The organism is Paenibacillus sp. J22P51 (assembly GCF_059692215.1).
Genome location: NZ_JCAUAZ010000018.1, coordinates 26112 through 48193, shown reverse-complemented (window position 1 = coordinate 48193; position 22082 = coordinate 26112). Strand labels below are relative to the sequence as shown.

17 protein-coding genes are annotated in these 22082 nt (G+C 48.0%); 8 read left to right on the top strand and 9 right to left on the bottom strand.

All coding sequences use genetic code 11. From position 1 onward, the window contains the following. Positions 1-22: 22 nt before the first annotated feature. Complete coding sequence (locus tag AC58QC_RS26325) at positions 23-2122, bottom strand: multicopper oxidase domain-containing protein (RefSeq protein WP_497418017.1); 2100 nt, start codon at positions 2120-2122, stop codon at positions 23-25. Between the two features lie 309 nt (positions 2123-2431). Between AC58QC_RS26325 and AC58QC_RS26320 the strand changes: the two genes are divergently transcribed. The 4 genes from AC58QC_RS26320 (at position 2432) to AC58QC_RS26305 (ending at position 6985) form a co-directional block, all read left to right on the top strand. Beyond that, entirely contained in the window at positions 2432-2632 is a 201-nt protein-coding gene (locus AC58QC_RS26320; protein WP_314800096.1) for a cold-shock protein, read from the top strand. A gap of 90 nt (positions 2633-2722) precedes the next feature. Beyond that, complete coding sequence (locus AC58QC_RS26315) at positions 2723-2950, top strand: cold-shock protein (RefSeq protein WP_028555205.1); 228 nt, start codon at positions 2723-2725, stop codon at positions 2948-2950. A gap of 127 nt (positions 2951-3077) precedes the next feature. Next, entirely contained in the window at positions 3078-4505 is a 1428-nt protein-coding gene (locus AC58QC_RS26310; RefSeq protein ID WP_497418016.1) for a peptidoglycan DD-metalloendopeptidase family protein, read from the top strand. Between the two features lie 140 nt (positions 4506-4645). Beyond that, positions 4646-6985 carry an ATP-dependent DNA helicase gene (locus AC58QC_RS26305; protein ID WP_497418015.1) on the top strand — a complete coding sequence of 780 codons (2340 nt, stop codon included), beginning with the start codon at positions 4646-4648 and terminating at the stop codon, positions 6983-6985. Between the two features lie 110 nt (positions 6986-7095). Here AC58QC_RS26305 and AC58QC_RS26300 read toward each other — a convergent pair whose 3' ends face one another. The 5 genes from AC58QC_RS26300 to AC58QC_RS26280 all read right to left on the bottom strand — a co-directional run bounded on the left by AC58QC_RS26300 (position 7096) and on the right by AC58QC_RS26280 (position 14454). After that, positions 7096-8259, bottom strand: coding sequence for an iron-containing alcohol dehydrogenase (locus AC58QC_RS26300; RefSeq protein ID WP_497418014.1), 1164 nt, complete (start codon positions 8257-8259; stop codon positions 7096-7098). Between the two features lie 235 nt (positions 8260-8494). After that, the gene (locus tag AC58QC_RS26295; RefSeq protein ID WP_497418013.1) at positions 8495-10027 is read right to left on the bottom strand and encodes an extracellular solute-binding protein; all 1533 of its coding nucleotides are present in this window, start codon (positions 10025-10027) and stop codon (positions 8495-8497) included. A 71-nt stretch (positions 10028-10098) separates the two neighbouring features. Then, positions 10099-10977 (bottom strand): carbohydrate ABC transporter permease, encoded by an 879-nt coding sequence (locus tag AC58QC_RS26290; RefSeq protein WP_497418012.1) that lies wholly within the window; start codon positions 10975-10977, stop codon positions 10099-10101. A gap of 17 nt (positions 10978-10994) precedes the next feature. Continuing rightward, positions 10995-11951 (bottom strand): ABC transporter permease, encoded by a 957-nt coding sequence (locus tag AC58QC_RS26285; protein WP_497364841.1) that lies wholly within the window; start codon positions 11949-11951, stop codon positions 10995-10997. A gap of 244 nt (positions 11952-12195) precedes the next feature. Then, positions 12196-14454 carry a helix-turn-helix domain-containing protein gene (locus AC58QC_RS26280; RefSeq protein WP_497418011.1) on the bottom strand — a complete coding sequence of 753 codons (2259 nt, stop codon included), beginning with the start codon at positions 14452-14454 and terminating at the stop codon, positions 12196-12198. A 204-nt stretch (positions 14455-14658) separates the two neighbouring features. Between AC58QC_RS26280 and AC58QC_RS26275 the strand changes: the two genes are divergently transcribed. After that, entirely contained in the window at positions 14659-15054 is a 396-nt protein-coding gene (locus AC58QC_RS26275; RefSeq protein WP_497418010.1) for a VOC family protein, read from the top strand. Between the two features lie 602 nt (positions 15055-15656). Continuing rightward, positions 15657-17468: an ABC transporter ATP-binding protein gene (locus AC58QC_RS26270; RefSeq protein WP_497418062.1), complete on the top strand. Its 1812-nt coding sequence runs from the start codon at positions 15657-15659 to the stop codon at positions 17466-17468. Between the two features lie 72 nt (positions 17469-17540). Here AC58QC_RS26270 and AC58QC_RS26265 read toward each other — a convergent pair whose 3' ends face one another. Then, the gene (locus tag AC58QC_RS26265) at positions 17541-18140 is read right to left on the bottom strand and encodes an FMN-binding negative transcriptional regulator (protein WP_497418009.1); all 600 of its coding nucleotides are present in this window, start codon (positions 18138-18140) and stop codon (positions 17541-17543) included. 207 nt (positions 18141-18347) lie between these two features. On the opposite strand from AC58QC_RS26265, the gene AC58QC_RS26260 reads away from it, so the two are divergent. Next, the gene (locus AC58QC_RS26260) at positions 18348-19325 is read left to right on the top strand and encodes a Gfo/Idh/MocA family protein (RefSeq protein WP_497418008.1); all 978 of its coding nucleotides are present in this window, start codon (positions 18348-18350) and stop codon (positions 19323-19325) included. A 58-nt stretch (positions 19326-19383) separates the two neighbouring features. Here AC58QC_RS26260 and AC58QC_RS26255 read toward each other — a convergent pair whose 3' ends face one another. Further along, positions 19384-20871 (bottom strand): MDR family MFS transporter, encoded by a 1488-nt coding sequence (locus AC58QC_RS26255; RefSeq protein WP_497418007.1) that lies wholly within the window; start codon positions 20869-20871, stop codon positions 19384-19386. 117 nt (positions 20872-20988) lie between these two features. On the opposite strand from AC58QC_RS26255, the gene AC58QC_RS26250 reads away from it, so the two are divergent. Next, positions 20989-21528 carry a PadR family transcriptional regulator gene (locus tag AC58QC_RS26250; protein ID WP_497418006.1) on the top strand — a complete coding sequence of 180 codons (540 nt, stop codon included), beginning with the start codon at positions 20989-20991 and terminating at the stop codon, positions 21526-21528. A 2-nt stretch (positions 21529-21530) separates the two neighbouring features. On the opposite strand, the gene AC58QC_RS26245 is transcribed toward AC58QC_RS26250, so the two are convergent. Beyond that, positions 21531-22016 carry a hypothetical protein gene (locus tag AC58QC_RS26245; RefSeq protein ID WP_497418005.1) on the bottom strand — a complete coding sequence of 162 codons (486 nt, stop codon included), beginning with the start codon at positions 22014-22016 and terminating at the stop codon, positions 21531-21533. Positions 22017-22082: the final 66 nt, after the last annotated feature.

Sequence of the window (22082 nt, the reverse complement as noted above, 5' to 3'; positions counted from 1 at the left end):
CTTTAGTTCCCCCGTGCTAAGGTTATTCCGGATGATTCTGTGTACCGCTCCCGACCGAAAATGGCGTTGTAACTCTTTCATACATCAGATGCATCGACATCCCAGCGGCAGCATGCACGAGATTATGGCAATGATCCATCCATAAGCCTGGATTATTTGCAACGAAAGCGACCTCATACGTTTCCCCAGGCTGAACATCTAATGTATCCGACCACCAAGGACTTCCTGTGGAAGGCTTGCCATTGCGTGAAAGCACAAGTACATGATGACCATGCAAATGCATCGGATGCTCCACATTACCACGATTAATGAACGTCGTTTTAACCAGATCCCCTTCCTTCACCATAAACATCGGTGCATCAGGGAACACTTTCCCGTTCAGTGTGTAGAGGAAATCGAAATTCCGATTATAGAAGCCTAATTTATTATCTAAAATAAGTGTGAAATCGCGATCGAATTTGCTGTTCGCATTGAAAGATGTAGCCGCAGGACGTCCATAGGTAAGCGGATCGAAAGCTACGGTTTGCGGTAACTCAGGAACGTTCCCCTGGCCATCGGCAGACAGGAGAATTCCTCCGTTTTTATTAGTTCCCACATTCAAATAAACAGGATGTTCCGGCATGACGAAAGTGAGATCATAACGACCTCCAGTAGGCACGATAACACGTGTATTCGTTAGCAGATCTGGTTTGTTCAGGTCCGTTCCATCAATAGCCGCGATTTCAAAAGGTGTACCCACTAATGTGTACGTTTGATCGACCCAATCATCTGTGTTGATGAGTCGCATCCGGACAGGAGTCCCAGGAGCGACGGTTTGTCGATCGAGCTCATCATTTGCGCCAATAGCAAACGTATCCTTCCAACGATGGGTCATAACAGTGATATCTTTCAACGGATTTGTAGATATTGTTGTATTGGCAGACTCCTTAGGCTCCACGATCAAGGCTCCAAAAAGTCCTTTACTAACCGCCTCTTGTGAATCCTGGTGCGAATGATACCAGAAACTGCCTACCTGCTCGGCGCGGAAACGGTACGTGTAGGTTTCACCAGGCATTACAGCATTTTGCGTAGCACCAGCAACACCATCTTCTGCGTTCGGTACATCTAATCCATGCCAATGAGCTGTAACGCCAACATCAATATCTTGGTTCGTTAAAGTGACCTCGATGAGCTCGCCTTCCTTCATGCGAAGCTCAGGTCCCGGAATTTGTCCGTTGTACGTCCAAGCGTCTAGGGTTTTGCCGGAGCTGAGTGTGACTGTTTTTTTCTGCGCAACGAGTGTAAAACGACGATCCGGTATCCCCTCTTTGGGACCTGTCAGGTCGGCGACAGACACCATACCCGCCATAGCAGTCATATCATGATGAGCATGCTCTCCAGCTGCTCCGCCACCGTAATCATGCGTCCCGCTAGCCATGTCGATCTCGGCTGGCAGGACGCTTTTGTCCATTGCGAACGTAATTAAATAGAAGCCAATACCCGCAATCACGACGAGTACGCCTGTCATGGTGCCAACGCGCGTCCAGAGACGAGGAGCCTGATAGGTTTCTACTTTACTAACTTGCTTAGAACGCAGCTGATGTCTCCACCAAAGTCCAGCCGCAAGTACGATGAGTACTGCAAGAGGAATGGAAATGTCCAGCCATTGGAAAGGAACAGGTGGCACGAATGCGAAATAAAGTGAGGTTGCGGCGCTAAGCGCGGTTAATTGATATGGGAAAATGAGGCCAGGACTAGCCGCTCTTTGGAACATGGCAGGCTCGATCACGGTACGACTCTCGGCTAAGCTTTGTTTAGTTAAAGAGCGAAGCTTCAGTAGCTTAGGAACAGCCACGAACCATATGCTCAAAAGAGGAACAACGACTAGCGGCGCTTGCAAGAAGATGCGGTCCTTCCAGAAAATCGGGTTCATGTTCATCTGCAGCCAGACGATGGCAGCTACAATAGCAGCCGCAGGAATGATAGGAAACCATGCCCAAAATAGCAGCTTGCGCGTTTTGCGGTTCAGCTTCTCTAAGCTGCCGCTGTACAATAATCGGGAGGCTTTGACGCTTCCGATCCAAGTGAAAATGACAAATAAAATACTAACTGATAATATCGTTTGAATACTTGCGTTATACACAATAAAAACCCTCCTAGACTCGATACGTCAAGTATAGTCCCCCTGCAACACGCATCAAACCGTCTGGAGACCAAGGGACAACCTAGACTAAAGTTGGGGAGCCCTTTTTTAAGTTTTATACTAGTAAAACTCTGGAAATAGTTTGCGTTTTCATAAGGGGTGTGTTATGATAAATCCAATCGACAAATAGAACCTGAATTCACATATTGTAAAGGGTTTTCATTTTTGTTAGTGAACCTTATACAATGTGTGAATTTTTTCTCTTTGAAGAATAAAAAACATGTTAATAATTTTTGGAGGTATTTCACAATGGCTACTGGTACAGTAAAATGGTTTAACGCAGAAAAAGGTTTCGGTTTCATCGAAGTTGAAGGCGGCAACGATGTATTCGTTCACTTCTCCGCAATTCAAGGCGAAGGTTTCAAAACTTTGGACGAAGGCCAAGCAGTTGAATTCAGCGTAGTTCAAGGCAACCGCGGTCCACAAGCTGAGAACGTTGTAAAACTGTAATATAATTAAAAAGACTGCCTTTACTTCAGTAATGGCAGTCTTTTTCAATTTAAAGCTAGCTGACGTTTAGTACTCTAAGGAGGTTTATCCATGTATTCCAGAAAAAAGTCGCTTGAAGAGATGCCTCTAGAAAATGTGACGGTATGGTCTTGTGAAAATGAAGGCTGTAAAGGCTGGATGCGAGATAATTTTGCATTCGATCACGTGCCGACATGTCATTTGTGTCAGTCCACAATGATTCGAAGTGTCAAGTTACTTCCATTAGTTAATAACACGAATAGTGATCAGAAAACGCTCAAAAAGGGCGTACAAATATAGCATAGTAAAACCCGGGGGCATAGCTGTCCCCGGGTTTTTTGTGTTACCATGAGAAGAGCGAAGGAAGAGGCGGAAGGTGTCTAACAAGCGGACAACCCATCGTCATTCAAAGGGAGGTAGAGCTTCTGTGAGACCAAGAAAACGGCGTCAATGGCCACTGTTGGCCGGCGCTTGCATCCTTGCGGCTTGTGCGGTCATTTTTTTCGGCAAATATCCATTTGAGTCATCCCCTACGGTGAAAACGAATGTATCTGACACGGTTGCTGCTACACCAGTACCAACGCCAACACCACGTGTGGCCGTGGAATTTCGGATGCTCGATCTAGATCGAGGTTGGGTGAAATACGCGGACGGAATGGTTCAAACCGCAGATGGTGGTGCACATTGGCAGGAAGTTTCGAGCACGGAGGTAGTTCCCGTAGATGGTGGGGCTGATGTGACGGGCAGTGAAACGATTGCTAAGTTGTTAAGCTTGGAAGCGGGGAGTGGTAGTGTAGCGGCTTCAGCTAATACGGCTGCGGTTGGAGCGGCGACTTCAGAGAGCCTGGCTGCGATTACACTGAACGGGACATCGTTTGCTGTGAAGCAATCCCAATTCGTGACGCCGAAGGTTGGATGGGCGCTTTTGACCCGTACTACGGATAGCAAGAATCCTCTGCTGTTGACAGTAGACGGCGGTCAAACCTGGATCGACGGCGTGACAGAAGACGCGAAGGCGATCCTTCTAGGGGAGAAGTCGCATTTGGCCAAGCTGAAAGCGGAAGCTTCCTTATATATAGATGAAGTGGGTGCTAAAGCGGCCATGGGCTCTAGTTGGAAGCTTCTACCGGAACAGGCTTCGCCGGGAGATCTCGTGCTTGTGCGCCATAAGGAGCCGGGTAGCGTAGCTTGGCAGGGCAAGACGTATACGCTGCAGCCTTATGAAGCGGGATATTTCACATACTTGCCAATCTCGCTGAGTGTGAAAGCAGGTACGTATCCGATTGGCGATCAGACGCTGACCATCAAGGCGAAAAAGTTCGAGACACAGTACTTGAAGGTCACCGAGCAAATGGAAAGCATGAAACAGGATACGGCACGCATCAATGCCGATCAGAAGAAGATTGATCTGGCGCGCAGCAAGTCGGAGCCGACGTTTTTGTTCCGCGGACCGTTCGTGAAGCCGGTCGAGGGGATTTTGACTACGCCGTATGGGTACACCCGTTACGTGAACGGGAAATACGACAGCTCGCATTTGGCCCTTGATCTGGCCGCCAAAGAAGGCACACCGATCAAGGCTACGAACGATGGGGTAGTCGCGCTTGCGGAACCCCTGTATTTGACCGGCAATTCCATCTATATTGACCATGGGATGGGGCTGTTCTCGCAGTACGCGCATCTCTCCGAGCTGCGTGTCAAAGCAGGCGACCGCGTCAAGCAGGGCGACATCATCGGGCTCGTCGGCACGACCGGCTTCTCTACCGGGCCGCATCTGCATTTTACCTTCTGGGCGCATAATATCCAGGCCAATCCGGACTTGTTTTTTAATACAACCCCGTTTCAGTGGGTGAAATAATAGCAACAAGTGTAAGACATCAGCGTAGGCTGGTGTCTTTTTCTCGTGACTCGCTCTCTTTGATAGGCGGTGAGTCTAGTAGTTTTTCAAGCCTCCACATGTTATAATAAGGAACAAATGTTCTTAAATGGAGACGTGGAATGCTACCTTTGGTAAAGATGTCAGTTCGGTCGCTTGTAGAGTATGTGTTTAGCAGTGGCAGTATTGATTCGGAGTTTCGATCGACCACGTCGCTGAGGGAAGGCACGAAGGCGCATCAAAGGCTGCAAAAGCAATACGGAGAGTCGGATCAGCACGAGGTGTATGTGTCTGCGGAGATTGCTTATGAGGGGCTTTTATTTGTCATTGATGGGCGCTGTGATGGGCTTCTTGCTGGGACTGATGATGGCGATACGTTAACCGTGGATGAAATTAAATCGACTTCAGGTGATATCGCTCTCATTGAGGAGAATTCCTACCCTGTGCACTGGGCACAGGCGATGTGCTATGCCTACATGATTGCCCATGATCGCGGACTCAGCCACATGCGGATTCAGCTTACGTATACGCAGGTGGATACGGAGGAGACGCGGCATTTTGTGAGGGAAGCTGCTTATGAGGAGCTTAAGCGGTTTGTGAACGAGGTGATTCAGAGCTACTATCCGTACGCACAAGTGAAGCATGACCATGAGCAGCGCAGAAATCAGAGCATCAAGGAGCTGCAATTCCCTTTTCCACAGTATCGGGAGGGCCAGCGCAAACTGGTAGGGGCGGTGTACAAAACGATCCAGGATGAGCACAAGCTGTTCGCCAAGGCGCCGACAGGGATCGGGAAGACGATGTCGACGCTGTTTCCGTCGGTGAAAGCGATGGGGGAGGGCATGCTGCAGCGGTTTTTTTATCTGACGGCGAAGACGATAACACGTACGGCGGCAGAGGAAGCTTTTTACCTATTGCAGGACAAAGGATTACATCTTCAAGTGGTTACGCTAACGGCGAAGGAGAAAGTGTGTCTGAAGGACGAGGTCAGGTGTACACCGGCCCACTGTGAGTTCGCGGATGGTTACTATGATCGGGTAAACGGGGCGGTGCTTGATCTGCTCAGGCAGGAAACGGTGATGACGCGTTCTGTGATTGAGACCTATGCGCGCAAGCATCGGGTGTGTCCGTTTGAGTTTTCGTTGGATGTGGCTTATGCGGCGGATGCGGTGATTTGTGATTATAACTATATTTTTGACCCGCGTGTGAATTTGAAAAGGCTGTTCGAGGAGCAAAAGCGCAAAACATCGCTGCTGATTGATGAGGCGCATAATCTGGTTGATCGAGCGCGGGAAATGTACGCCAGTGAGCTGTATAAATCGGTCTTTTTGACGCTGCAACGGGAGTTCAAAGGTGTTCGTAAGGAGGTCCATGACGCGGCGAAAGCGATAAACACTTATTTTATTGCGCTCCGCAAGCAGGTTGGGGATCGTGAGATGATGGTGGAGTCAGCGCTGCCGGAATCGTTATTGGTTCATGTGGAGGCTTTTATAGCAGTAGCTGAAAAAGAGCTAGCAAGACCAGTCGGAAGTAACGCAACGAGTGCGGTACTTTTGGATGCTTATTTCGGCGCGCAAAATTTTGTGCGCATCTCTAAGCTATACGACGAGCGTTATGTGACGCTGACTGCGAATGATCGGAACGAGGTGAGCGTGAAGCTCGTATGTTTGGATCCATCCCACCTGCTGCGGCAAATGGGGAAGGGGTATCGGGCGCACGTGTTTTTCTCGGCGACGCTGTCGCCACTGTCCTATTTCATGGACACGTTAGGGGCAGGGGAGGACGATTATTCCGTGACGGTGCCGTCGCCTTTTGCCAAGGAGCAGCTGGAGGTTTTCGTGCAGCCGCTTTCGACCCGCTATCAGGACCGGGAGCACAGTCGTATGTTGATTGCTCGTTCTATTTATGAACTGGTCGCGGGACGATCGGGTAATTATTTGGTGTTTTTTCCTTCGTATGCGTATATGAGCAGTGTGTATGAGGCTTTTACGGATCTTGTAGGTGAGCAGGAGGACGGGCAACGAGGCAGTGAACTGAACGTGCTCGTTCAGCAGGCGAAAATGACGGAGGAGGAGCGGGAGCACTTTCTTGCAGCTTTTCAGGTTGGAGCGGATCAGACACTAGTGGGCTTTGCGGTGATGGGCGGCATCTTCTCCGAGGGCATCGATCTCGTCGGAGACCGCCTGACAGGTGTCGTCGTTGTGGGTGTTGGCTTACCGCAGCTGGGACCGGAACGCAATCTGATCAAGGATTACATGGAGCGTACAGGCAAAAATGGTTACGACTACGCCTATGTCTACCCCGGCATGAACAAAGTGCAGCAGGCTGGTGGGAGGTTGATCCGCTCCGAAACAGATCGCGGTGTGCTGCTGCTGATCGACGATCGGTACCTGCAGCCTCGCTATCAGCGGCTGCTGCCGGAGGAGTGGCGCGACTATACGGTACTGCCCGTGCAGCGGTAGGGCGGTAGGGACTGTGTGGTTCGCGGCAATTGGCCCTTCTAGTGTCCCGACGCCTCGCGCGTATAAAAAAGCGTTGCACCCATGTGCAACGCTCTTTTGCAGTCGCTATCCTATAGCGACATCTGATAAATTTTTACCACATCCGCGCGTGTCAGCTTCTGGAAGTTACCGAAATCGCCGTAAATCATGGCTTTGTCGGCCATGAGCTCGATAGTGGAGTCGTCAATGTTGTAATCCGCTAACCGGCTCGGTGCGCCGATGCTGATGAAGAACGCGCGCAGTGCCGCGATGCCTTCCTCGGCAACTTGCTTGTCGGATTTGCCTGCAGCATCGATACCGAAGACGCGCTGTGCGAACTGTTTGTAACGCCCTACGTTAGCGTCAAGCGTATGGGTCATCCAGTTCGGGAAGAGGATGGCCAAACCGCCGCCGTGTGGGATATCATGGACAGCGGAAACCGCATGCTCCAGATTATGTGTCGCCCAATCCCCGCGAATGCCCATGCTTAACGTGCCGTTAAGCGCCATGGTGCCGCTATATAGAATAGTTGCACGGTGTTCAAGATTGTTCAGATCCTGCAGCAAAAGTGGAGCCGTGTCGATGACTGTCCGTAGGATCGTTTCGCAGAACCCATCCTGCACAGGGGAGTTAGTACCATGATGGAAGTATTGCTCGAATACGTGAGACATAATATCCACCATACCGTAAACCGTTTGGTTTTCAGGTAAGGAAGTTGTATGAGCCGGGTCGAGGATTGAGAATTTCGGATAAGAAAATGGGCTTCCCCAGCCAAGTTTATCTTGGGTTTCCCAGTTCGTAATAACAGAACCGGAGTTCATTTCGGAGCCTGTCGCCGCAATCGTCAGAACCGTTGCTAGCGGAAGTGCACCTGTAGCTGCTGCTTTACGCGTTGCGATATCCCAGAAATCTCCCTCGAACTTAGCGCCAACGGCGATCGCTTTCGCGCAGTCGATAACACTGCCGCCACCAACAGCCAGAATGAGGTCGATATCGTTGCTGCGGCAAAGTTCAACACCGCGGTGAACGGTCGTTAATCTCGGATTAGGCTCAACCCCGCTAAGCTCTACGATGTTTGCTTCGAGACCTTGCAAGAGGTTAATGACTTTGTCATAGATGCCATTAGCCTTGATGCTGCCTCCACCATAGACAAGCAAAATATTTTTCCCATACTTCGGTACTTCGGTCGTTAGTTTGTCTAATTGTCCCTGACCGAAATGTAGGGTAGTTGGATTATGGAATGTGAAATTATTCATGATCATACCTCCTCGAACATAACTGGGGATTGGTTCCCCTCTTACTATTGTATAGTAACCATCTGACAAATACAAAACTAGCGAGAGGTGCAGACTCATGGAGGCGTAGTAGTCTTTAGTGATCAGGAAATCGGACGTCAAGCCGATGCCTCTGTCTGTGCCGGAAATACATACGGATCGCTGTATAGTCACTTTCAAAGAAAAGAGAGGCAAAATTGCCCCTCCTGATCTGAACTTATTTACCGTTCTTTGCGTATTGTGCGCTGAATTCTTCGATGACTTTGTCGCCACCTGCTTTTCTCCATTGCTCAATCGCTTGCTTCCAACCTGCTTCATCCAGCTTGCCTAGAATAAATTTCGTGCGGGCATCGTCAATGATCGGCTTCAATTCGGTGCCTTTGGTTGTTTGAGTTTCTGACACGAGCGGGTTCGTCGGATTGTTAACCGCGATCGTTTCGTTTTCTTTGATCATTTTGCCGTACTTCTCCATCAGAGGTGTTTCTTTACCTGTTGTTTTGGCTGTATATTTGGCGATCTGTAATTGCAGGTAGCTGGAGCCTACTTCGGTGTCTTGCAGCTTTTGATCAATAAATACCGGCTTGCTGTCTTCGGTCTTATAATGCTTGCCTTCGATTCCCCAGCCCAGCAAATCCAGCATCTTCTGATCGGAAAGCTTGTCGTAGAAGCCAAGGATTTGTTTCAATTCGGCCTCTGTTTTTACACTTGATTTCGGGAACATGAACACACTGTTATAGCCTACGCCAGCAGGCAATCTTTCGCCCTTAGGTCCCGTGATTCGACTCACAACATCCACATCAGAGCCTGGGAAAGACTTGGCAAGCGTTGCTTGGTAGCCTGCACCGTCAATCATATTTGAGATCACAGCGCCAGCCTTGCCTTGGTTGATGTCGTCCTTCTTCTGTTGGTTGTTCAGCACAGGGAAGTCCTGTTTAATTAACTTTTCATCGTACAGCTTTTTATAAAATTTCATGGCTTCAAAATATTCCGGCGCTAAGAAATCCGGGCTTAATTTGCCGTCTTTCACTTCCCAGCTGTTCGGTGCACCCATGATCGAAGCTACGACACCAAACCCGTCCATCGTTTTCTCTTCGGTCAAGCCCACGGTATCTGCTTTCCCGTTCTTGTCGGGGTCGTTTAATGTGAACGCTTTAAATACATTGTACAAATCATCTATGGTTTTCGGTGCACTAAGCCCGACATTTTTCAACCAGTCGCTGCGGAAAATAACACCGTACGTCGCTAAATCGCGTGCACGATACAAGCCGTATATTTTTCCATCAACTTTAATGTTGTCGAAGACAGAGGGGTTCATTTTCGATAGATTCGGATAGTCCTTCAAATAAGGACCGACTTCCCAGAATACACCCGCACGTACAGCGCTCAAAATATTGGAATCCTTATTGTTCTGTACAAGCAGCGCCTTTGGCAGCTCACCAGAAGCAATCGTGACATTCACCTTCTCCTTGTAGGAGGAGTTGGGGACCCAGGAGATGTCCAATTTGGTATTCGTGTAGGCTTCGATCTGCTTCTGAACTTCACTATCCGCTTTCGGCGGCTCGGCATACATGAGTGTCATGACACTCAGCTTCAGTGGCTCTTTACTGGCAGGTGAACTGCTTGCGCTTGTACTTGTGCCACCTGTCGCAGGAGTTGCATCGTTTCCACAACCAGTAAGCAGTGCAGCAGCTCCTACCATCATACCCATCGTTGCAATTCCGGCTTTTCTCATTCCTGCATGTGTTCTCATCGTGGTATTGCCTCCCCATATTCTTATTGTATATGAATGCATCCCAATCACAATAGCTCTCGGGAGCCTTTTCAACCTTTCACAGAACCGAGCATGACACCTTTGGCAAAATGCTTTTGCAGAAAGGGATACACGATCAAAATAGGCACCGTGGAAATCACAATGACCGCCATTTTAATGATTTGCGATGGAGGTGCGATGTAGTTCTGATCGAACTGCGTAGAGTCGCCGATTCCGCCTTGTGAAAGAATGACGATTTGCCTTAGCCAGACTTGGATGGGCCACATTTTGGAATCGTTGATGTACATAATGGCGTTGAAAAAGGTATTCCAGTGTCCGACGGAATAAAATAAGGCGAATGTAGCCAGAACCGGTGCTGATAATGGTAAAACGATGCGAAAAAGAAGTCCTACATCACTGCATCCGTCAATCTTTGCCGCTTCCTCAAGTCCTTCAGGCAGTTGTCTAAAAAAGCTAACGACGACGATCAAATTGAATGCGCTGATCGCATTCGGGATGAGCAGGGACCAGTAGCTATTGAGCATCCCAAGCGATTTGACAACCAGAAATGTGGGTAGAATGCCGCCGTGGAACAGCATGGTGAATACGATCATCATCATGAAGAGCTTTCTACCGGCGAAATCCTGTCTAGAAAGTGGATAGGCGAGCAGCGTGGTGAACAACAGATTAATGAACGTCCCGACAACCGTAATCCCGATGGTAACGAATAAGCTGTTGACGATCGTGTGTGTGGAGAAAATATAGCGATACCCTTCCAATGAGAAAGAGGTTGGGAACAGGATGAAGCCGCGTTTGAGCACCTCTGCCGGCTCTGCGAACGAGACGGACACAATGTAGATGAACGGTAGTAAGGTAATTAAGGCGAATACGGTTAAAAAGGTATAATTGAAGCCGTCAAAGATGCGGCTGCCTAAGCTTTTATTAATCATTTTGCAGAATTCCCTCCTTAATACAGACCGCTTTCACCCATTTTTTTGGCCATCCGATTAGCACCAACGACTAATACCAGTCCTATAATGGATTTGAATAAGCCGACTGCTGTGCTATAGCTGAATTGACCTTGCTGAATACCGACATTGTAGACATACGTATCGAATACCTCGCCTACGTCGCGGTTCATGGCGTTCAGCATGAGGAAGATTTGTTCAAAGCCTGTATCCAGGAATGAACCCAGTCGTAAAATAAATAGGATCACAATGACACTTCGTATGGCTGGAAGCGTGATGTGCCACAACTGCCGAAAACGGCCTGCCCCATCGATTTTCGCTGCCTCATATAATTGGGGGTCAACACCTGCTAATGCAGCGAGAAAGATGATGGTTCCCCAACCAGTTTCCTTCCAGATTACTTGCGAAATGATCATCGTTCGGAACCACTCACTGGAAATTAGGAATTCGATTTTGGGAAGTCCGATGGAGGCTAGCACGTCATTCACAATGCCGCCTTCTGTCGTGAAGAAGATGTAGGAAATACCTACGACCACTACCCACGATACAAAATGAGGAATATAAACAATCGTTTGGATCGTTCGTTTAAAGACTTCCCGACGAATTTCGTTTAATAATAGGGCTAAGATGATGGGAAGCGGGAAGAAGAATACCAAATTATAGACAGCCATAATAATCGTATTCTTAAATAACATGGCGAAGGAGGCATCAAAAAAGAAGCGCTCGAAATGCTTTAGACCCACCCATTTGCTATGGAGCATCCCCAGTGCTGGTTGATAATCCTGAAAAGCAATTAACAGCCCCCACATCGGAAAGTAACGAAAAATAATGAAGTAGAGCATACCTGGTAACGCCATTAGATAAAGCCATTTGTTTTTCAACAGACGGTTTAATCTGAGGCGTGCCTTGCTCTTAGCAACCGCATCTGATCTTAACGGTTTGGAAGTCAGTTCCACGAGTTATCGTCCTCCTTGATTGTTTGACAGCGTTAGCATATCGAAGCCCAGAATTGCCTTCAATAATCAGCAGCGCTCCACATGCAAGACGATGCGAAAACAGGCGCAATTACGCGGTTTATAATCATTAGCGACCTCTGCCATAATCATTTAAAATCGATTTCATGTTGCACCACAACACAAAAAAACCTGGCGAGTGGCCAGGTTCTTAACTACTTACATAGGGTTGCTTATAAAGGAGTGATTATTGCGCTGTCTTTTTGAGCTCTCTGTACTGACCAGGTGTCATGCCTTCCATTTTTCGGAAGTTGCGGATGAAATTTTGCGCATTCGTGTATTGCAAGCGTTCAGCAATTTCTGTAATTTTCATTTCCGTTCCACTGAGCCAGCTTATCGCCATGTCGTGACGGTAGCTTGCTAGATAATCACTGAAGTTCATCCCTGTTTCTTTCCGGAACATGCGGCGAATATAATGCGTGCTGTAATTCATCCGTAAAGCACACTGATCAAGTGTCAGGTCGCTATCATAATACTCATGGACCAAATCCATGACCGAGCGGGAAATGCTTTTGCCAGACGATTCGTGACGCTTGCGGACTAGCTCAATCATCGGATGAATGATGTGTGATTTGAACCATCCTTCAATTTCTTGCGGCGTTTTTAGGCTGAAAAGCTGCTCGTATTCATTACGACGATCATGGGAGAAGAGTTCTCCTGTATCCCCCATTTCATAAACAATACGAGCTAGATCGGTAAGCAGCATAGCGAAGGAGATGCGATACAGGTTAGGATCCGTTTCCACACGGAGTACTTCTTGAATGAACTGCTGGAGCAGCTCGCCAGATTTGTCCTTTTCCAAAAAGGCAATGGCGTGCGTAAGCTCGGAAACGAGATGATGCGGATAGTAATGACGAGACGCTTGCTGCGGCCTCAGGTCATCTAGATGCAGAATGGCTTTCTCCCCGAGACGAATCCGGTATTGCAGCGCTTCTTTGGCCTCAAGAAACGCTTGAGGCGTTTCATCAATGGCTTCATACGGGCGACTGATTCCGACGCTGACTTTAAGCTCCAGGAAATCGGCGGCCGCCTTCTGTACAGACTCGGCAAATTCACTCAACTGGCTGAGCAAATCCCGATGATTGTCCATTTCACTGCCGACCAGCGTCACCTGATAGTTACCAATCGGCATGGCGTGAATGCGGTGGGGATGCGGGATGAGCTCTGAGGCGATATTGTTGATCGCAAACAAGAGTAAGTCCTGCTCGCCGGGCTTGTAGCGCGTTTGCTCCAGCGTATCAATCTGCAAAACCATGACGGCATAGCGCCGCCAAACGGGAATATGAAACTGACTTGCTTTTTCCTGCAGTTCTCCGCGATGCATCTCACCTTGAAACAGTTTTAACATGAAATAATCAACAAGCTGGCCGAATTGGCTCTTCATTTGACCTTCCAGCTGCTCCTTGGATTGATGCAGGGATGCGAATTGAGTCCCAACCCACTGTAATTCATCCTTAACAACCGTTCCGCCGTTAGCGGGCTTACTGTGACGCATCGTAAATTCTACTAAGCTGCGAATAGGAACTGACATCCGTTTGGAACCCCAGTAGGCTAGCAGTGCTGTAAAAAGAAGCAGAAGCAGACAAGCTGTTAACGTGGCCCAGCCGATTGAGGCAGATTCTCTTTTGGCTTCTTCCAATGGAATAATCGATACATAGGTCCAGTTGTTATATCTGGATTGATTGTAGATCACGCTATAGTCTTTACCTTGCAGAGTGCTGTTGAAATAGCCCTGCATGTTGCCCGTATTCAGCAATTCCTGTGACCAAGACTCGGAGCGAACGCTTTGACCCGCCTTATTAGGATTACTATCTATGATGACATTCATTTTATCGTCTAGAATCATGGTCTCGCGCGTCGAAAAACCGCCGGTCAACAGCTTAGCCAGCTCCGAATTGGACACATGAACGGACAAATAGCCCTTCTGTTCAGATCCTGTAGATGGAATGCTCTTGACTAGCTTAATACCTGAGAAGGATGGACCCACATCCGGCACCCAACGTGAGTTATAAGCGGCGTTCACCTTGCTAGTCTCCTTTGTTTTATCCGTTCCAAAGTAAAAGCCGCCGTCTTTGATATACCAGCCATTCTGAAGACTGTGCAATTCAACAGCCTTAACGCCTAGCTCGTATGTTTGTACACCCAACAGTCCTTTGACGAGCAAATCAATGTCCTGAAAATCTTCAATTTCCAGTCGCTTCGCCACCGAATTAACAACTAAGGGTGTTTCCGCGTAGCGCCCGGATACTTGATCAATGACTTTAAGAATTTGCTCGACACGGTTCTGAGACTGCTGCAAAATGAAAACGTTTGCTTCATTAACTTTGGTTTGGACCTTCGAGGTCGATTGGAAGTAAGAGTAGATACCAAGAGATAGTAAGGGAATCGTACTGACCAATGTCGTGAATATCATCAATTTTATGAAAAAAGAGTATCGTGGGAGCATAGCTTCCTCCGTACGTTGATATAATGCCTCCCATTGTAACATATCCAGCGACTATTCAGGAAATGATATTTAGGATAAAATTACCGCTTAATCTCGATGTGGATGAATGACGAAAGAACCTATAAGAAGGACATTACATCCATTTTATAGAATGAGTAAAGAACAGTTACTCTAGGGTCGTGTAGAAGGGATGAACCAATAGCCATGGCAACCTTATCTCCTTATATTTATAGCGCCGACGCGCGGAAACAAGCCGATTTTTATGTGAACGTCTTTGGCGGAGAAATCATCAGCATCCAATCGTATGGCGATCTGCCAGGGATGGAAGAGTCCAAGAAACACCTCGTCATGCATTTGGAAATGCAGGCGCTAGGCCTGCGCTTTTTCATGGCTGATGCAGGTGCGGAGGCGAATGATCGCGGTACTGGCATGGATTTAGCTCTTACCTTCAAGGACGAGGAGGAAGCCGCTAAGATTTTTGGCGGTTTAGCAGCCGATGGCGATGTGATCATGCCGTTTGAACGTATGTTCTGGGGTACGATGCTAGGTCGTGTGCGAGATCGGTACGGTGTGTTGTGGCAGGTAGCAACAGAATCTTAGACGTTTTTCTAAATACTTATAATGAGGAAGCTCCTTTATGAGAAGCCATGTGGCTTTTCGTGAGGGAGCTTTTTTGTGGGAGAACACCCTTCGACGCCCGAAACTCAGCGCTGTAACGGTGAAAAACATCACTACAGTGGCACCGGACCGATATCTCCATGCTGTAAGGATGAATAACATCACTACAGATCAGGAAACCGCCGCAACCGCCGAAACTCAGCGCTGTAACGGTGAAAAACATCACTACAGTGGCACCGGACCGATATCTCCGTGCTGTAAGGATGAATAACATCACTACAGATCAGGAAACCGCCGCAACAGCCGAAACTCAGCGCTGTAACGGTGAAAAACATCACTACAGTGGCACCAGACTGATTTTCTCATGCTGTAACGATAAAAAACATCACTACAGATCAGGAAGTTCACCCTGCCTTAGCCGAGGGGGCGCCCCGAGACCTGCTATTCCGCCTGAGGACCGATTCGACCTCGTTTATATTCTGTTTAAAATAGGGGAGTATGATCGTAACAGTGTTAGGGATGAACAATCGTTTAAATAAATATACAAATCTGATCGGGTAAAGGAGTAGAGATAGATGGCTGTGATGAAGAGTGAACTACCGAAACAAAAAAACGACTGGCGGGGATTCATCCGCTTACTGATGGGGGCGAATCCGCCGAAGCTCCTGCTAGGCATTGCGCTTGGGTTAAGCGTGATTGCCACGCTGGTGGCCCTCGTCATTCCACTTTTCACAAAAAATGTGGTCGATAATTTCTCCATCTCCTCACTGAATTGGATGCAAATCAGCGGGATGGCTATAGCTTTTATAGCATCAGCAGTGGCTTCTGGCGTTGCCACGTACCTACTAAACTATGCAGGTCAGCGCGTTGTAGCGGGTATCCGGGATCGCTTATGGAAGAAGCTGCTGGTACTACCGGTTCGTTACTTTGATAATCATCAAACAGGAGACACGATCTCCCGGATGACGAACGACACGGCTATTATTAAAGGATTGATCGCCGAACATACCGCGGGCTTTATTACAGGCAGTATTTCCATTATCGGATCCATCGTTGTGCTCTTATATATGGATTGGAAAATGACACTCATCATGTTTAGCATATTTCCGATCGCGTTTCTTATCCTTTTTCCCTTGGGTAGACAAATGTACAAAATATCCAAAGGCATGCAAGCCGAGACGGCAAACTTCACTTCTGTATTAAATCGGGTGCTATCAGAAATTCGCTTGGTGAAGGCAGCAAATGCTGAGCCTGTGGAGTATAAGGAAGGTAGCGCTGGGATTCAGACGCTGTTCAAATTTGGACTGAAAGAAGGTAAAATTCAAGCGCTAATGTCGCCTTTGATTATGTTTGTTATGCTGATGCTGTTCGTCGTCCTTTTCGGTTATGGTGGCACACGCGTAGCGTCAGGTGCGATATCGGCAGGTCAGCTGGTGGCTTTCATGCTGTATTTATTCCAAATTGTGATGCCGATTACGCAAATTACGCAATTCTTCACGCAAACGCAAAAAGCAATGGGAGCAACGGAAACGATTCTGAAGGTGTTAGATCATGAGGAAGAGGATCCACACGCGGGTTTACCGGTCAAGGATGCTGCTCAATCCCTGCATTTTGAACATGTAACGTTCGGCTATAAAGAGGGCGAGTCGGTCCTTAAGGATGTTAGCTTCACGATGGACGCGGGTAAGGTCACCGCGATTGTAGGGCCGAGCGGAAGCGGGAAGACGACGATGTTCTCGTTGCTTGAACGGTTTTATTCGCAGCAGGAAGGCGGCATTTCGCTTGGCGAAGAAAGCATCGATCAGTACTCACTCGTCTCCTGGCGTAGCCAGATCGGTTATGTGTCGCAGGAAAGTCCGCTCATTGCTGGGACAATTCGTGATAACATCTGCTATGGCTTGCAGCATGAAGTGACGGAAGACGCGCTGAAGCGCGCATCCGAGATGGCGTATGCCGATGCTTTCATCGAAGAGCTTCCGCAGAAGTACGATACGGAAGTCGGCGAACGCGGGATTAAGCTGTCCGGCGGACAGCGTCAGCGGATTGCGATCGCCAGAGCGCTGCTGCGTGATCCGAAGATTCTAATGCTCGACGAAGCAACCTCCAGTCTGGATAGCAAGTCCGAGGTCGTGGTGCAGCAGGCACTGCAGAATTTGATGCAAGGACGCACAACGCTAGTCATTGCCCATCGCCTCTCCACGGTTGTGGACGCGGATCAGATCGTGTTCCTCGACAAGGGCGTCGTCACAGGCCGCGGTACGCATCAGGAGCTCATCGAGTCGCATGAGATGTACCGTGAATTTGCAACGCAACAGCTGCAGATTCAAGAACAGTTGATTGCGGAGCATTCCCCGACAGAGTCCGAATCCGTACCAACGGCGCAAGTTCACTCTTAACTGAAAAAAGCCTCTACCCCCGAGATGTAATGGGTTGTGGAGGCCTTTTGCTTTCACAGGGTCAGGATTGGTTCAGGTTTCTTTCATAAGCGCGGCAATCTGTCGCTCTGGATACCCTTTTTGATCAAGTGCTTGAACAATGCGTGCTTGGCGTTCTTTTGGCTGATTCTGGCTCAGCTTGGCTTTGCCTTCTATGCTTGCAATGGGCAGCTTGAAGGCTTGTATCCCTTTACTCAGCCCAGCAATATAGTGAGGGTCGATGCCATCAAGGTCATACGAGCTATCTGGTTCTTCGTATTTGCGTGTTAGCTGTTGCAAAACGCGTAATACTTCCTGATCATCGTGCAGAAGTTCGATCTTGCCAGTGACATGAACAGCTGTATAATTCCACGTAGGAACTGCGGCAGGTGTACCATACCAGGAGGGTGAGATATAGCAATGAGGGCCTTGGAAAATCACCAAAACCTCTTGCTGCGGGGTATCTACCCACTGCGTATTGGAGCGGGCGAAATGGCCGTATAAGCATTGATCCTCGTGACGCAATAACAAGGGAATATGCGTCGCGAATGGGCGCTCTTGATGATAAGAAACGACCGTAGCGAAGCTATGCGCTTCTATGAAGTCATACATTTTCGAAAGATCGTCTATTCTAAAATGAGAAGGAATGTACACGGTTTCCACCTACTTTATGGATTGATAGAAACAGTATAGCAACCGCTGTGGTACATACAAAGTGCCAATTCTATTAATTTTATTTAGACCATTTATTTCTAACTCAGTTGATGGATCATTTGAACTTACCGTTGGTTGAGGCACAGGAGGTCGCAATCTTCATGTCGAATACCTAATTAACTACATAATCACGAGGAGGCAACAACAGTGGAAAAGGTGCGTTGGGGAATTATCGGATGCGGGGATGTGACTGAGGTAAAAAGCGGTCCAGCTTTGCAGAAGGCAGCAGGCTCGGAGTTAGTCGCGGTTATGCGCCGCAATGGGGCATTGGCAGAGGATTACGCGCAGAGGCATGGTGTGGCAAAATGGTACGATGATGCGGCAGCGCTAGTCAATGATCCGGATGTAAATGCCATATATGTCGCAACACCGCCGGGATTTCATCATGAATATACATTACTCACTGCAAAAGCAGGGAAGCCCGTCTATGTGGAGAAGCCGATGGCTAGAAATCACGCGGAGTGTCAGGAAATGATCGCGGCGTGTGAGGAAGCGGGCGTACCTCTTTTCGTGGCGTATTATCGCAGAGGACTGCCGAAATTCGTGGAAATCAAGCGATTAATTGATAGCGGTGTAATCGGTGAAGTACGTTTTGTACAATCGACCTATCTGCAACCGGCGAGAGAATATCAAGAAGGGCTTGAGCCATGGCGCATTCAACCTGAGCTGTCAGGCGGCGGTCTGTTCGTGGATTTGGCGAGTCATACGCTAGATATTCTAGATTATTTACTCGGACCGATCGGAGAGGTCAAGGGTTTCGCAAGAAATCAAACCGGTAAGCAAAAGGTTGAAGATATCGTAACCACGAGCTACGCATTCGAATCCGGTGTGATGGGTACAGGGGTTTGGAGCTTCAACTCCTATACCCGCCTAGATTTGAATGAGATTGTTGGTAGCCGCGGTAAGCTATCGTTCTCAACCTTCAGTGGGGATCTGCGCATTGTAGCTGAAGATGGTTCCGTAGAAGAGTTGAATATTCCTAATCCTCCCCATGTTCAGCAACCGCTGATCCAGACGGTGGTAGACGATCTCAGAGGCAGCGGGCAAAGCCCAAGCACTGGACTGACAGCCGCGCGTACCAATCGCGTGATGGATGAATTGCTGCGCGATTTCTACCGCGCCTAAACAAAACGAAAACCCCAGACTGATGTGTGTGATGACACATCGGTCTGGGGTTCTTTCATTAGGCTTTCGTTCTTGAACTGGCCACGATTGGAGCAGGTGCTGACGCTGAAGGATTGTCTGGCGCTAAGGAGCGCTTACGAATGAACAAGCTTAGTGGCAGAGCCGCTAGCACAATAAATGTCGCGAGCAAGTATACGTCATTGACACTCATTGTGAAAGCGTGCGTACCAATTTGAACTTTGTCTGTCATCCCGCCAGTAGCTAATTCCTTGCTGTGTGTAACGGTTTGGGACGATAAAACGGATGTAAACAGGGCTATCGCGAAGGATCCAAATACGTTACGAACCCAGTTGTTAATGGATGTTGCATGACCGGACAGGGTTCTCGGGATTTGTTCCATCCCTGCATTACTTGCAGGCATCGTAGCGAAGGCAATTCCGACGTTTCGAACGATCATCCAGAACACAATATAGCCGCGAGAGACGTCTGTACTCAACCAACTGAGCGTGAGCGTACCAACAGCAATTAAGGAAATACCGATAAAAATAAGAATACGTGGTCCGACACTGCTATACAGCTTGCCTACGAGGGGCATACAGAGCGCCATCACTAAGGAGGCAGGCAGCAAGATTAATCCCGTATCGAGCGGGGTGACATGCTGAATATTTTGCAAGAAAATCGGTGTCAGGAAGGTACCAGAGTACAAGCTTATCGTAACAATACTGGAAATAATGAGAGATAGGGTGTAACGCGAGTTTTTCAACACACGGATGTTCAATAAAGGTGAATCAACCTTGAGCTCTCTCCAAATGAATAGCAGGAGGACTAGGAAACCTGTTGTAAACAGACCAATAACACGGCCTGATGACCATCCCCAAGCATGGCCTTGTGAGAAACCAACCAGCAAGGCAAGACTGCTGACAACGACAGTGAGTAAGCCGATGAGATCAAATCTTTTTGGAACCGAAAGACGATAATAAGGGATTAATTTGAAAACGAGAATAATAGCAACAACGCCGACAGGTACGTTCATGAGGAACAACCAGTGCCAGCTCCAATTTTGCAGCAACCAACCGCTCAATGTTGGCCCAATTGCAGGCGCCATCATCGCTGATAAGGACCAAAGGGAAATCGCAATCGGTTGCTTATCACGCGGAATAACTTGATAGACAATCGTCATCGTAGCAGGCATAATCAGACCACTGAAAGCCCCTTGAATAATACGGAATGCAATAAGCGATGAAGCATCCCATGCTAAGGCACACAAGAGTGAGAACAAAGTAAAACCGATCAGCGCGATCGCGTATAGGCGTTTGTAGCTGAATTTCTCCCCGAAATACCCTGTAATCGGAGCGATTGTACCGCTTGCGAGCATGAAGCCTGTAATCGTCCATTGGATTTTGCTTAAATCGGTATTGAAATGCTCACTAAGAATCGGTATGGCGATATTAATCGTACTCATACTTAGGATCGAAACGAACGACCCGAAGAAGATCGCGATCATGATTGGCCAGAAGCGCACTTGCTGTAACTCATCCTTACTCAAAATAATGCCTCCACTCTATCCATTGATCTTAACGATAGTATTCTCTATAATTTGAATGAAAATCATCATACTACCGATATATTCATATGTCAATAATGACATAAAGAAGGAGTGGCAATGAATACCCTTTCATATGGATTACTAAGCCTTTTAACGAAAAACTCCCGTTCCGGTTATGAGCTCATGCAGCATATACAACCTTTTTGGTCAGCCAAACATAGCCAGATTTACCCACTCTTAGCGCAATTAGAGCAAAAGGGGCACGTCGCATTCGTACATGTTCCTCAATCCGATAAGCCGGATAAGAAAGTCTACTCCATTACGGAGCAAGGGAAGGATGCTTTACGGGGATGGATTGCTGAGCCAACGGATGAACCTGTGACGAGGGATGAGCTTTCCTTGAAGGTGTATTGCATCGGTTTAGTGGATAAAGAGCAAGCGAAGAAGATGCTCGCGATACGAGAAGTGTATTATAAGAAGAAAAAAGAGCGATTCAACCTCCTGATGGATAAGCTCCAACAAGGAAGTGATAAACCGCTCGATCAATTAGAAATTGGTGATGATGCATTCGGCATGTATGTACTGGTGCATAAAGCCACAATGAAGGTAGATACGGATTTGTATTGGTGTGAGTGGATGAAGGAGAAATTGAAGTGATACTAACCGCCGATTTCCTGAATCACCGTTTGAATTTTCTGAAGTCGAATGTATTCAGACTTTTCCAATTGAGGTCGGAAATAAGCGTACAGATAGGCCGCGTCCTCGAAAGTTAAGGCGGGGTAACAGACAACCTCTTGCACAACGAGCGGATTATCCATGATAACCTGCCACTCTCCGGCTCTATCGGCATGCGGGATGTTTGTGAAAATGTGTTTTTTGGCAGCTATGGTTGTTTCCAGCTCTGGCCAAATGTTCTCCCAGGACGGACTGAAATCCACGGGTTCTGGGAAAAGCCGCTTCGCTTTAGCGACCGACTGTTCCACGGTGATCAAGTCCGTGTCTCCTGCCGCTTTGATCGCTTCCGTGAGACTGTCGAGCAACCGCCTGAAACCTGTGAATCCTTCCAAGAGTACCTCGCGTTGAAACAGGGCTTCCGCTTCCGCGGTAGTCAGCTTGTTGAAATGTGCCAATGTGTTATTTGTCATACAGGCCATATCCCCCCAAAAGAAACTGTTCCTTCCCCAAATTTATCACAAAATTTTTACCAAATA

Coding starts and splice junctions, on each gene's coding strand:
- AC58QC_RS26245 (WP_497418005.1), bottom strand. CDS start 22,016: ATGACAAATAACACATTGGCACATTTCAACAAGCTGACTACCGCGGAA.
- AC58QC_RS26290 (WP_497418012.1), bottom strand. CDS start 10,977: ATGATTAATAAAAGCTTAGGCAGCCGCATCTTTGACGGCTTCAATTAT.
- AC58QC_RS26270 (WP_497418062.1), top strand. CDS start 15,657: ATGAAGAGTGAACTACCGAAACAAAAAAACGACTGGCGGGGATTCATC.
- AC58QC_RS26250 (WP_497418006.1), top strand. CDS start 20,989: ATGAATACCCTTTCATATGGATTACTAAGCCTTTTAACGAAAAACTCC.
- AC58QC_RS26320 (WP_314800096.1), top strand. CDS start 2,432: ATGGCTACTGGTACAGTAAAATGGTTTAACGCAGAAAAAGGTTTCGGT.
- AC58QC_RS26295 (WP_497418013.1), bottom strand. CDS start 10,027: ATGAGAACACATGCAGGAATGAGAAAAGCCGGAATTGCAACGATGGGT.
- AC58QC_RS26280 (WP_497418011.1), bottom strand. CDS start 14,454: ATGCTCCCACGATACTCTTTTTTCATAAAATTGATGATATTCACGACA.
- AC58QC_RS26305 (WP_497418015.1), top strand. CDS start 4,646: ATGCTACCTTTGGTAAAGATGTCAGTTCGGTCGCTTGTAGAGTATGTG.
- AC58QC_RS26275 (WP_497418010.1), top strand. CDS start 14,659: ATGGCAACCTTATCTCCTTATATTTATAGCGCCGACGCGCGGAAACAA.
- AC58QC_RS26300 (WP_497418014.1), bottom strand. CDS start 8,259: ATGAATAATTTCACATTCCATAATCCAACTACCCTACATTTCGGTCAG.
- AC58QC_RS26315 (WP_028555205.1), top strand. CDS start 2,723: ATGTATTCCAGAAAAAAGTCGCTTGAAGAGATGCCTCTAGAAAATGTG.